Below are 12,576 nucleotides of genomic sequence, written 5' to 3' on the forward strand. Positions count from 1 at the left end.
ACATATATTTTATGCTTCTCTGTTATCGACAAAAGTAATTGGCTTGCGGCTTAACGGATTGAAAACCGATCGCTGCAATTCCTCAAAAGCGACAAACTCGATCTTTGGCGCAACACGCAACTTAGCGCGAAAATGATCCTTCACTTCATTCAAAAATTCTTCTGATATATCGGAAGAGGATACACGAATAATGATCTCGTCGGTCCCAATTTCATTATTTGAAATTTCAATTTGATGAAGCAAAATCTGGGGAAAACCAGCTAAGAGATCATGCATTGCCGGTGGATATAATGTTGTTCCCTTATACTTCACCATATGTTGTTTTCGACCTTCCACCGCCCCTATTCGATACGTATTACGTCCACATGCGCATGGTTCTGTATACTTACGTACAATATCACCAGTTTTGAATCGCAACAGAGGTAGTCCCTGCACACCCAATGTTGTGACAACTAACTCTCCGCTCTCGCCATCAGCAACAGGCTTGTCTTCATCATCCAATATTTCTGTAATAATCAGCTCTGGCTGAGCATGGCCTCCCTGAAAATATTCACATTCCGTAAAAGCGGCGCCCATCTCCGTAGAAGCATAAGTGGAATACAATTTTATATCCCATTTTTCCAAGATCCGCTGCGTTAGCACGGTGTTGTTCAACTCTTTATCACGAAGCGCTTCACCTATACAAATCACACCCTTTACACTTGATTTTTTATAGTCAATATCATGCTGCTCCGCAAATTCTATCAGTTTTAAAACAAAAGAAGGAACAGAAACTAAATAATGCGGGTTGTATTTCAGAATAGAATCCCATTGCATCTGCGGAATACCTGATCCAACGCGAATAATCCCAACGCCTAATTTTCGGAGACCCAAAAAATAAGCTAATCCAGCCATAAATCTACGATCTATCGTAGTCATCAGCTGCACCACATCGCCTTTTCGAACACCTGCAATTTGAAAAGATTGCATTTCATTTTTCGCCAATCGCTCTAGATCCGCATCCGTTAGACCAAAAGTCACCGGTGATCCCAAGGTACCGGAGGTCGTACAGTAATCGACAATTTTATGTTGAGGAACACAAAAAAAATCATCATTGTACAATTGTAAATCATTCTTGGAGGTGAGGGGTAATCTTTTCAGATCTTCTATCGTTTCAATGGATTTCACGTCAATTCTGTGGGTAGAAAACAACTGCTTATAGAATGGAGAATGATCATCCAGATACCGCAACTGAAGTTTTAGTAACTGCTCTTGAAAGTATTTAATTTCCTCCATCGAACGGTAGGCTATCGTATTCTCATCCATCTTAAATGCTTCTATTTCTATATTGGGACACGTATATCAACATCAGGCATGCTATACACACAATGCTAAAATTACCCGAAGATAATAAACTACAAACAAATCAAAGCCAATTATTAAATCCAGATATCAAGAAAATAACGATTCCCGGATATGACGAATTAGATAAGCATGTCCTAAAATTTCGGCACAAGTAGCTACCGCACCTATAGTAACTCCCAAAATTCCATGCATATTTATCCCTTGCCCTGTAAAATAAAGATTCGGAATTTTTGATTTCGGAGAAATCATTGTTCTCAGCGGATCATTGTAATCCTTTAAAGGTCCGTATAAACTTCCTTCAAAATTACCGATATAATCACGATAAGATAACGGTGTAGAGGCATAGCTTGCTTTAATAACTTCACGAAGATGAGGAATTTCCTTTTCTACCTCGGTCACCATTTGATCTATTTTTTGTAGTTTGAATCTTTCATATGACGCTCCCCGAACCCCGATATCTGTAACGGTATTCAACGTATCATTCCACTCCCTTACTTCATCAAACCGCATATAGGTGAGAACGGTCACCGTATCCGCAAAACCTACATTTTGCTTGTCTTCCGTCATAGAAAGCATATACATTGCTGGCCAAGTGGTTGTTGAATATCCAGACGCTGACCACACCGAGTCCGAATTCAGATGATAAAAAAGATTAGATGCGCTATACCGAACTTTTTTTTCCATAAGTACCAGATGCACACTAAAAGAAGACACTGTAACAGGCAACGCTGTAATACGTTCAAAATAAACGTTACGGAAATGATTCCGTCCTATTTGACGCAATGTTAATTTCGGATCTGTATTTGAAATAAATAAATCAGCTGCATACCGATTACCCTCCGTCGTTTCTACTTCAGAAATTTTTCCCTCCCTTAAATGATATTTTATAACTTTTTGGCGTTTGTAAGCTTTACCCCCAAGTTTCTTGAGTTCCCGAATCAACAACTTACTAATCTGACTTCCACCATCTACACAGCGAAAAGCACTTAGTATATATGAATTAACAGAAAGCGCATGCACATAGAAAGGTGTTTTCGATTCCTCTCCCGCATACAAAAAACTAGTCCCCACCAACACCGCTTTCAGTTTTTTATTAGCCGTGAGATCGTCAAAATACTTCTTTACGCTTAAATCTAACACCTGTTTCGAATAGTCCTGTTTATCTTCGAGATTGTATAACGGGAACGCCTTACATGTATCCTGTAAATCCGTTACATACTTTCGCAAAGCGACCTCTTCATCTGGAAAATAAGTCAGCAGTTCATTTACAAACCTGTCATATCCCTGCGCAATGGGATATCTATTTTCATCGTCGCTAAATAGAATCTCATCAAAAACTGTTGGCATACGCTCCAGTTTCAACGATGACATTATGCCAAGATAGGCGAAATATTGAAACAAGTTTTGTCCTTCATCCAATCCGCCTAAGTAGTGTACTCCCGTGTCAAATATCTTCTTATTCCGCGAGAAAGTTTGCAAATTGCCTCCAAACTGATTATTTTTTTCGAGAACGCAAACGCGATAACCGTGCTTGGCCATCACGACAGCAGACACCAGCCCCCCCAATCCGCTACCCACTATTATGATATCAAACTCTTTAAGGTTCATATTACTTTCTTGTAAAGTTCAATTTTGTTTCCAACACAGTTTTTTTCGAAGCCTTGTTGGATCAAGAAATCAAAATCATTCAACGTGTTTACATTTATTATGTTTGAAAAACCAGCAAAATCAATCGCTGCTATTTCATTAACCCGCAACAGACATGATATCAACAAAATATCGCCCAATTCGATTTTCCCTTCGAATCGAATGCATCGGTGCTGCTTCCAATAAATACTGTTGGCCACTTCTCGTTTTTCTTGATCAGCTATGACGCCCACCAATTTTCTAGCCCCATCCTGTAAGGACAGTAAGTAATCCAATTCGCCATAGGTATCAGAAATATGCACTACGACATTATATTGTCCAGATATATGTGCATTCAGATCATAAAAAAGCATCTTATTCGTTTCCAAACTTAACCGCACAGACTGCATTATCTCCTGATCCTTATAGAGGTAGGCGATATTTATTTTGGATATAAAATAATTCTCATCTTCCAATTCTCTCCTCAATATTGTGTATTCCTGCCGAAAATAGGCTGATATGATTTTCGTTCGATCTGGATAGGAGACCCCAAAAGTAAAATCGTCAATTGCTATCCGTTTGCCGATAACGTAGGTCAATTTTCCGCCAAATATCATGAAATCACCCTTTGGCAATACATCTCCATTTCCGTGTATATAAACAGGAAGGATATCCATTTTAAGTTGTTCCGCCAAATAAAACGCGCCTTTGTGAAAACGTCTGATCCTATTATCATAAGAGCGCGTTCCTTCTGGAAAAACAACAACCGAAAAACCGTCTTCAACTTTTTGCCGAATAAAATCCAAACTTTCTTCTACTCCCTTGCTTATCGGATAAAATCCCAAAGCTTGAACAGCATTTCCAAAAATCGGGGATCTCCAGACCCAGTCGTTTACCAACACTATCATCTTCGGGATCAGCATGCCCATTGTAAGTGTATCTAAAAAAGAGCTATGATTAGCAATAATAACAGCTGGTTTTTTAAAATTTTCCCGATACAAGTTAAGGGTCTTCTTGCGTGTTAATGGATGGAAATACAACACCGACTTCATGAACGTCCCTGTCATGCTGCGGAACAAGCTTTTCTGCCGCTCTTTACCTATCGGAAGAAGTGGAAAAATAAATCTCCCTACACCCGACATGATCAAACATCCCAAACCATAGTAGGCAAAAAGCAAAATAGAAAATAATAAGATGGTTAACGTAAAAGGAGATTTTCCTTTTTTTGCGCGATCAGAAATAAAAAATCGGAATAATATCGGATAGAAAACAAAGGTGATGATAACCGCAGCAAACACGCCGATTAGCGACACAGAAGAAATAGAAATCAATGCCGGATGTTTGGCAAATATAAGTGCACCGATCGCCAAAACAGTTGTCAAAACAGCCAATAAGATTGATGTGCGGTAGATTTGTAATTCGTCCTTTCCTGTGGAGTATTGTTTTTGAAGTGCCGTTGTCATGAAAATACTAAAATCAACACCATGTCCAAATATTAACGTACAAACAATGGCACTGAAAATATTGAATTCAAGCCCGAAGATCCCCATTAAGCCAGCAGTAACTAACCCCGTCAGTCCGATCGGGATAGAAGCCAGTAAAACCAATTCTATTCGTTTAAAAAAGAACCAAAGTATCAGCAAAACTGCCACAAATGAGTAACCGACAAGCGAATTAAAATCGTCTCTAAGTTTTCCTAAATATGTTTCGTTTAATTGCTTCCTATCGACCACGACCACACCTTCCAACAATTCCAAGGACCTGATAACTTCCTTTCGGTGCACTTCCTCCAATTTTACCAAACTCGATACCGTAAAAAATTGTCCTTTGTTTGCTACAAAGTCTTTTAACCCGATATTCGGTACATCCTGAAAATCGCTATAGGTCAACGGTGTAAAATCCTTTGCCAAAAGGTTATAAAATTCCTGATGCGCATCAGCGTTAAAACCGTAAGCTGCTCCTTCTCGTTGCAGCTGTCTTTCCAGCGCTTTTTTATTGTGATACTGCCAAAAAGAGTTCCACTCCGCGATCTGTTGACGCTGATCCCGTGCAGACCGCAGCAGCGTATTGCTATTGGAGAAACTAATGACTTCTCCACGTTCTTTCGCAGCCAATAATAGGTTGGCAACTTCTGCATTACGGTCTAATGCTGTATCTAACGTATTTCCGGTAGCCACTGCATACAAAGACTTAGCAGATGAATTCGTTAACTTGTCAAGCTTTTGCTCCACCTCTTTCAAATCTGTCGGGATATAATTCAATGCCGACAAATCATCATTAAAAGTGATATTACGACTCGTAAAAAAACTAACAAAAATCAATAGCAGACAGACTCCGATCAGGGCCTTACTGCGTTCAAACGGGAACGCTGCAATTTTATCTATAAAACTGTTGTGTATTAATTCCTTCTTTGCGCTATAAAGATGGGGGATGATCAATAACGTGAATATCGCGGAAGAGAAGACAGTGATAGCTGCGAAAATACCGAGATCTATCAGTGCATCAGAATGTACAAACAACAAACATAAAAAGGCTACAGAAGTCGTCGCCCCACTCATGATAAGGGGTTTCGTCAATTCCTTATATAAGGCTTTAACGTCCGTATTCTTCTTATAATGTGTCAGCACATGCAGTGCATAATCTATCGTTATACCGATTAAAACTGCTCCTATGCTTATCGAAATGGCGGATATCACTGGCTTATATACATATATACATGCTAAAGCAAACAAACCTGCGAAAATCGTGGGGATAAACACGAGTAACGGAATATAGATCCTACGGTAAAAAATGACCAGAAGAATCATCAAAATACTCATTGAAATCAGCACCGTCTTCGCAATGTCTGATTTTATCTGATCAGCATTCGCAACAGCCACTAAGGTCGAACCGAAATAAGAAACGTTAGCCTTATTTTGATATTTAACATTCAATCTCTGCTGTGTCGTATATAATTCATCCGTAAAAGCTTTATTATGTTCCGTTTCAACACCGGTATATTTAGGAGTTAGAAACAGAAGCACAGCACTGGAATCCCTAGAAGTAACAAATCCATTGTACAATATAAAATGCTCTCCTACATTTATCTCCTGCAATTTCGACAATCCCAGAACGGCCAATCCTAACGGATCCTTTTGAATGAAATCGGCAGCCACAAATCCCGTAGGTGAGATCAATGTTTGATAATTGGCAATTGCTTTTGCCTTTATTGCTGCGGGAGCAATTTTTTTCGCGATGCTGTCATAATCCGTTGATGTTAAAAAAACCGGCAGATTTTGGAAAACGAAATCATATGTTTCCCTGAGATCTTCATTGCTTATTTGTCCTATGATTTCAGAAATATACAACGTATCCTGTGATAGCGTATCTGCAATTTCCTGGGCTAGGGAAACGACATCGTCGACGCTACCTTCATCTCCCTTCTCCAAAAGAACAGTGATTTTATCTGAAAAATTGATTTGTTGGATTGCTCTGGTCGTTAGGTTCGATTTCTCACTTTTAGGAATAATCTGTGTGATATCCTCTTCAAAGCGAATCTGGGATGCTAAATATCCGGAGATGAAAAGAAATAATGCGGTAACACCACACGAAAAAAAACGATTTCGTTGCACCCAACAATAGATATGGTAAAATACGTTGTGCATTAATCAGCAGATACAGCCTTATTATTTCTTAATTTGATCAGCACATAGCTACCAAAACCGGTCAGTAATGCCATTGCTGTAGCTAAGATAAGACTCCCTACTAAATATTGAACTAAATGGGATTGAATAATTGCAAAACTAATCTCATCGGGATGGAATAAACTTTGCTGTTTTACCGAAGGTATCAGCAAACTTCCGACCGCTAAGGAGCCGTATATAATTATGGGGATAAAAGGGGGAAGACTAATATTTGAAAAGGTAAAAGCCAAAATTTTATTCAAGCGCAAAAAAACAGACAAAGTAATCACTATAACTGTCTGAAAACCCCAAACAGGTGCTATACCCATGAATATTCCTAGGCCAATGGAAGCAGCCATTTTTTCAGGGGAATCGTCACTTCCGAAAATATTTTCTTTCACAAAATCAGTTAGATTTTTTTTTTTGAAAGAACGGATAAAATTGCGTGGAATAATATAGAAAAAGGTTAAGAACACCAATACCGTATTCAACACACTGATTCGCGTAAAATCCTTGAATGGTCTAAAGTGGGATACCCGTTCCTCCGGATCATACAACACCCGAATAGGCACGTTTTTTACAGGAGCACCATTCCAGGCTGATCTTACGATTATTTCTATCTCAAATTCAAATTTTCGCGTGTAGAAATGGTCCGGAATTACAGCTAACGGATAGGCGCGATATCCGGACTGGGTGTCGCTCAACTTAATTCCAGTCTCGAACCAAAACCAAAAGTTAGAAAATTTGTTCCCAAAACTACTTTTTTTGGGAACCGATTCATGCGACATATTCCGACTGCCTATCAACAGCACCGGTTGTGCAGCTTCACTTATTTCCTCCACGAAAATGGGTAAATCGCTGGCATAATGCTGTCCGTCAGAATCGATGGTTATGGCGTAATTGAAACCTAATTCTTTTGCTTTTTTTAGCCCCGAGCGCAAAGCCATCCCCTTACCTTTATTCTCCGAAAAAGTGATGTGATGCAGTTGCGAATAAGTCTTTAGGATTTGTAAGGTATCGTCTGTAGAACCATCATTCACAACAATGATCTGATCGGTATATGCTAACACCCCATCCAAAACACGTTGTAGGGTTTTATGGTTATTATACGTCGGTACAATGACCACTATACCTAATCGGCTCATTTGTATATGGATAGGCTCATGCATCTTTAGCGCTTTTATTTCGATAACTTGTCAATTTCTGAAGCGGTGAAAACTGCAGAACGTTTTGTCGCATATCGTTTTATAAGACCTTTTACAGCAGTATTTTGAGCAGAAAAATTCGCCAAGATCATTTTCTTATCAGTCTCGATATCCATCTTATATTTGAGCATCTTAGGCGTATTCTCTTGAATAATCAGACGTACTAATCTAATCTCCACATTATTCGGAGCATTCTCTACAGCCGCTTCTATATCTTTCACACCAGCCACAAATAATTCTTTCTTATCGTTTTTCTCCGTAGCATACCGTGCCTGTAAACTATATACAGCTCCTTTATAGGCTTGGATAACAGGGTCACCTTTATCATAACCTTTCAATAGATTATAGATGTGTTCGGTATTTGCTTTCGAATTTTCCGCTTTCTCAAAATCGGCACGAATAGTGCTCAGGTCAATTGGAGAAATCCAGAAACAGGAAAGAACTAAAGCTACTAAAATTTTCATATTACTTCAATCTATACGTACTTATCAACTTCAACGCGACGGTGTTGTCAAAGTAGCTGACATTTTTTACTTTATATTCTGACTCTCCGGATCCCGAAATGTCAAGTTCTAATTTTAGATCAGGGTTAATTTCTGGATTAATCAGCGCCATGAATTTAACATTCGAAGCTTTGTGCATAAAGAGCGGCTTTTCCACTATACTTTCGGTTAGCTCTTTAATAATCTGAATCATGCATACCCCCGGAGTAACAGGATGATTTGGAAAGTGTCCTTTAAAAATATCATGGTTTTTATTCAGCGTAATGCACGCGATATATTTTTGATCATCGATCTGCTCCAACGCCCGCAACGTATAAAAGTCTTGTAAAAGCATATATCCTCTTTAGCTTTCAAACTTAGATAAAATGCTTTGCATTCACTATACCAAATAAAAAAAACACCAATTGTAATCTGCTTTTGAGATTCAATTACATCCCATTAATTAGGCTTATAATTCAGATTTTACAGTTCAAAAACAGCATCAGCAATAGCTTCATTCAACTTATGATTACTAAAGACAAATCGGGTAAATCCATTGGAGTTATCCAATACCTTTACTTCAGAAACCTGGTAGCTAGACTTATCAAAATAAAGGACGAGCTGTTTCATCGCTTTTTTCACGTCCTTTGCTATAGGATCTAACTTAAGAATATACTGCTTATTGGTTTGGAAATAAGAAGATGAAAACTCGTTACCTTGATAGATTCCCCCGTTCATATTGGATTGGATAGCCTGACTAATTTTTTCGAATTATTTCACCCAGTTCATATCCAACTGGAACGACTCTCTCATCCAGCTTAGCAGCCAATTGTTCGACATCCAATTGGTTTTCCCATTTGGAAACAACTATGGTAGCAACCGCATTTCCCACAAGATTCGTCAAAGCCCTACATTCGGACATGAATTTGTCTATACCGAGAATGAGCGTCATACCAGCTATGGGAATTTCCGGCACCACAACCAATGTCGCAGCCAGTGTAATGAAACCTGCACCAGATACACCGGCCGCTCCCTTGGAGCTCAGCATGGCCACCAACAGGAGTAAAACCTGCTGTTCCAGAGCAAGATTAATATCGCAAGCCTGCGCAATAAACAATGCAGCCAGCGTCATATAGATATTGGTGCCATCTAGGTTGAAAGAATAGCCTGTCGGCACCACAAGGCCGACCACTGGCTTGGCGCATCCCGCCTTTTCTAATTTATCTATCAAGCTGGGTAGTGCCGATTCACTAGAACTCGTCGCAAGTACTAGCAAAAGCTCATCTTTAAGATATCGAAGCAACTTGAAAATTGAAAAACCATTATAATATCCTACTGCTCCCAATATAACAACAATAAAAAACGCTGAAGTAACATAGAAAGTTCCAACCAATAAGACTAGATGGGTCATTGAACTTACTCCATATTTACCAATGGTAAAAGCCATCGCACCAAAAGCACCTACAGGAGCAAGCTTCATAAGTATAGCTACTATTTTAAATATTGGATGCGCTAACGCAAGTAAAAAATCCAAAACGGGCTTGCTTTTTTCGTGTGTTAACGATATCCCTATGCCAAACAATATTGCAGTAAACAATACTTGAAGGATATTAGTACCGCTCAATGGACTGATTAAAGTTTGTGGAATAATATTGAGAATAAAGTTCAAAATACTAGATTCCTTTGCTCCTGTAAGATATTCCGAAACGCTACTGATATCTAATGACGCAGGGTCAATATGCAACCCTTTACCAGGTGTCACCAGGTTGCTAGCGGCCAACCCTACGACAAGAGCTATTGTTGAAAAGCTAAAAAAATAGCAAAAGGCTTTACCAGTCACACGTCCTATTTTTTTCATATCTCGCATAGAGGCTATGCCTGTTGATACGGTAATAAATATCACCGGAGCAATGATCATCTTTATCAACTGGATGAATCCGTCGCCCATTGGTTTCATGAGCTCCCCAGCGTGTGGATAAAAATGACCAAGCAATATTCCACAAACAATAGCAAATAAAACTTGGAAATATAGTAACTGGTAAAACCTAAGCTTTCGTGGATAAGCAATAGTGGCGGTAGAGTCTTTATCTATTATCATAACGTATATTTTACTAATACAGTTTTACAATGTCGGTTATTGAAATCGGTGTCAAAATAAGTTCAGCTAAGCAAAAAAAAAGATAGTGCTTCTTAGAAATATAAAATCTACGATCTACGGGCAAGTCCGAAAACTAATTCCCATCATAAATATACCACAGAAAGCTATAGCCTGCAGCATCCTCAGCAAGGGTAAATAAATCGTTTGAAACTCTTTATTTTCTTACAAAAAAATTATAACTCAAATTTCCAACGTGAGAAAGCTTCTATAGCTTCATAATCTGCTAACCCCAATTTATGATACAACCCGGCAGTTTCGCGCGTGCGATCTTCCGCTCTTACCCAAAATTCACGTGGATCATCTCCAGGGAATACAGGCAAGTCTTTCTGTGACTGATGCTTAAAGATGGCTAATCTTTTTCGCTTCGTCTCCTGAGGCGAAAGAGGTACTGCCATTTCGATCTCGTTAACTGGATATTCATGCCATGCACCTCGGTAAAGCCATAACCAACAATCCTTTGTCCATTCTTCTGTCTTCCTTAATCTTAACATTGCTTCGAGAATAATGTCAAAACACACTTTATGTGTACCATGTGGATCAGCAAAATCGCCTGCTGCAAAAACCTGTTGCGGCTGTATATCACGCAGTAATTTCATTGTTTGCCGAATATCGTCTTCAAAAGAGACCTCTTTATGGAATTTACTTTTGTCGTAAAATGGCAAATCCTGAAAATGGATATTTTCATCTGCTAACCCGACAAACCTCGCTCCAGCAATCGCCTCCCCTTTACGAATGAGCGCTTTAATCCGACGAATGATTTCCGGATCGGTCTGGTTTGGACGCTTGGTCGCAAAGAATGCTCTCACATGCTCATAGATGTTCCTTGTAGCACCGTTATCGTCATCTATGGCTTTTGCAAAATCTTGTACGAATTCCAGATAACGAATTACATCATCATTCCAGACAGCCATATTACCCGAGGTCTGATAAGCCACGTGCACGTTATGTCCTTGATCTGCCAAACGGATAAACGTACCGCCCATAGATATAACGTCATCATCGGGGTGAGGGGAGAACAAGATAACATTCTTACGGGCCGGCTCCGCTCGCTCTGGACGGTGACTATCGTCCACACAAGGTTTTCCACCTGGCCAACCGGTAATCGTACGTTGCAGTTCGTTAAATATCTGGATATTGATTGTATATGCAGGGCCATGCGCAGTGACCAGCTGCGCCATCCCATTATTATTGTAGTCTTCGTCTGTAAGTTTCAGTATCGCTTTATTGAGCTTCATCGAAAGCCAGACCACCGCCTTTTTGGTCATCCCTGACGTCCACACCACATCATGGGCCAGCCACGGTGTATCAAATCTAGTCAGTAGTGAGGCCGCATCTTTATCCAGAATAACCTCTACTTGAGCCGCGAGCTGCAGGTAGGTCGCGGGTATGTCAGCCGATATTTCTCCTTCAACAGCCTGTTTGACTATGGCAGCTTTCTTTTCATTCCAGGCCATAAGCAAGATTTTCTTTGCCTTAAAAATAGTGCCTACACCCATGGTGATCGCTTTGACAGGTACATTCTCCTTGCCACCGAAATCGCGGGAGGCATCTCTGCGGGTCAGATCATCCAGGGTCACCAAGCGTGTTCCTGAATTAGGAGCGGATCCTGGTTCATTAAATCCAATGTGCCCTGTACGACCGATACCCACCAGCTGGATATCTATCCCACCATAGCTGGATATCTTGTGCTCGTACGACTCACAGAATGTATGAACCTCCTCTACGGGTATTGTCCCGTCAGGTATATGTATGTTTTCTTCCGCTATATCAACATGATCAAACAGATGACGCTTCATAAAACGGACGTAGCTCTGGTCCGATGTAGGAGACATCGGAAAATATTCGTCCAGGTTGAATGTCACTACATTCTTAAAACTAAGTCCTTCCTCTTTATGTAAGCGAACCAACTCTGTGTAAACCTTAACAGGCGAAGCTCCAGTTGCCAAACCCAGCACAGCTACTTCTCGCTTCTCTTGTTTTGCAACAATCAATGCCGCTATCCGAGCAGCGATTTCTATCGAGCCTGCATCCTGGTCAGCATATACTGAGACCGGTAGCTTCTCAAACCTTGTCTCTTCCAATAAATTTAAACGTGCCAT

Annotated in this window: 9 protein-coding genes; all 9 read right to left on the reverse strand. The window is 39.9% G+C overall.

Annotation, left to right across the window (positions count from 1 at the left end; translation table 11 throughout):
* Positions 1-9: 9 nt before the first annotated feature.
* Positions 10-1,305 carry a phenylacetate--CoA ligase family protein gene (locus FAZ15_RS05145; RefSeq protein WP_136900254.1) on the reverse strand — a complete coding sequence of 432 codons (1,296 nt, stop codon included), beginning with the start codon at positions 1,303-1,305 and terminating at the stop codon, positions 10-12.
* Between the two features lie 126 nt (positions 1,306-1,431).
* Positions 1,432-2,952, reverse strand: a complete 1,521-nt coding sequence (locus FAZ15_RS05150; protein ID WP_136900255.1) for a phytoene desaturase family protein — start codon at positions 2,950-2,952, stop codon at positions 1,432-1,434.
* Complete coding sequence (locus FAZ15_RS05155) at positions 2,949-6,614, reverse strand: 1-acyl-sn-glycerol-3-phosphate acyltransferase (RefSeq protein WP_136900256.1); 3,666 nt, start codon at positions 6,612-6,614, stop codon at positions 2,949-2,951. The genes FAZ15_RS05150 and FAZ15_RS05155 overlap by 4 nt, the downstream gene beginning before the upstream one ends.
* Positions 6,614-7,801, reverse strand: a complete 1,188-nt coding sequence (locus tag FAZ15_RS05160) for a DUF2062 domain-containing protein (protein WP_136900257.1) — start codon at positions 7,799-7,801, stop codon at positions 6,614-6,616. Before FAZ15_RS05160 ends, FAZ15_RS05155 begins: the two co-directional genes overlap by 1 nt.
* A gap of 11 nt (positions 7,802-7,812) precedes the next feature.
* Positions 7,813-8,301 carry a hypothetical protein gene (locus FAZ15_RS05165; RefSeq protein WP_136900258.1) on the reverse strand — a complete coding sequence of 163 codons (489 nt, stop codon included), beginning with the start codon at positions 8,299-8,301 and terminating at the stop codon, positions 7,813-7,815.
* A gap of 1 nt (position 8,302) precedes the next feature.
* On the reverse strand, positions 8,303-8,674 hold the full coding sequence (locus tag FAZ15_RS05170) for a hotdog family protein (RefSeq protein ID WP_136900259.1): 372 nt from the start codon (positions 8,672-8,674) through the stop codon (positions 8,303-8,305).
* A 128-nt stretch (positions 8,675-8,802) separates the two neighbouring features.
* Entirely contained in the window at positions 8,803-9,057 is a 255-nt protein-coding gene (locus FAZ15_RS05175) for an outer-membrane lipoprotein carrier protein LolA (protein WP_136900260.1), read from the reverse strand.
* Between the two features lie 19 nt (positions 9,058-9,076).
* Positions 9,077-10,417: a dicarboxylate/amino acid:cation symporter gene (locus FAZ15_RS05180; protein WP_136900261.1), complete on the reverse strand. Its 1,341-nt coding sequence runs from the start codon at positions 10,415-10,417 to the stop codon at positions 9,077-9,079.
* Positions 10,418-10,650: 233 nt separating this feature from the next.
* Entirely contained in the window at positions 10,651-12,576 is a 1,926-nt protein-coding gene (gene nagB, locus FAZ15_RS05185) for a glucosamine-6-phosphate deaminase (protein WP_136900262.1), read from the reverse strand.

This window comes from Sphingobacterium olei, from assembly GCF_005048855.1.
Lineage (GTDB): Bacteria > Bacteroidota > Bacteroidia > Sphingobacteriales > Sphingobacteriaceae > Sphingobacterium > Sphingobacterium olei.